Below are 381 nucleotides of genomic sequence, written 5' to 3'. Positions count from 1 at the left end.
TGGCACGCTGTTGAGTTCTCAAGGAACGGACGCTTCCTTTGTACTCACCCTCTCGGGCTTTCCTCCGGGCGCTTCCCTTCGGTATTTCGTGTTCCGACTCTATCAGATGCTTTCGCGTCCGATTCCCCGTCGGAATGGGGATTCGCTTCTAGGATTTCGCTTTCGCGTTTTCCCTTTCGGCGTGGCCCGACCTTATCAGAGATTCTGAGGCCGGATTTCCGCCCCTCCGGGGACTCCCTCAACGACACGAAGTGTCTCGGGTTCCCGTTCAGGCGGAGACATAAACCTACTGGAGCGGGGGGGGGGGGGGGGGGGGGGGGGGGGGGGGGGGCGGGCGGGGGGCGGCGGGGGGGGGGGGGGGGGGCGGGCCCGGGCCGGCGG

It is taken from the genome of Streptomyces sp. NPDC048111, assembly GCF_043202815.1.
Taxonomy (GTDB): Bacteria; Actinomycetota; Actinomycetes; order Streptomycetales; family Streptomycetaceae; genus Streptomyces.
The sequence above is the reverse complement of the archived record's forward strand: the minus strand, read 5'-3'. Positions refer to the sequence as shown.